This is a genomic window from Variovorax sp. 10L426 (genome assembly GCF_056395305.1).
The window spans coordinates 1-374 of the sequence record NZ_JBFTJF010000140.1; the positions used below are offsets into that span (position 1 = coordinate 1).

Annotated in this window: 1 protein-coding gene; it reads left to right on the forward strand. The window is 62.6% G+C overall.

Features of this window, described 5'->3' with window-relative positions:
- On the forward strand, window positions 1-374 hold a 374-nt coding region (locus tag AC1DHL_RS30160), incomplete at both ends, for an MFS transporter (protein ID WP_478164389.1).

Consider the following 374-nt stretch of genomic DNA (forward strand, 5'->3'; position numbering starts at 1 on the left):
GCCGAACTCCGGGCCTGGGGCTGGCGCATTCCGTTCGTGATCGGCGCGATTACTGCCGTGGTAGCACTGCTGCTGCGCCGCACGCTGCACGAGACCTCGTCGGCACAGAGCCGCAACAGCAAGGAAGCCGGCAGCGTGGCGGAACTGTTCCGCCACCACAAGGCGGCGTTCTTCACCGTGCTGGGCTATACCGCCGGCGGTTCGCTGATTTTCTATACGTTCACCACGTACATGCAGAAGTACCTGGTCAACTCGGCCGGCATGTCGATCAAGACCGCCAGCTACGTCATGACGGGCTGCCTGTTCCTGTACATGTGCATGCAGCCGATCTTCGGCGCCTTGTCTGACCGCATCGGCCGCCGCAACAACATGCT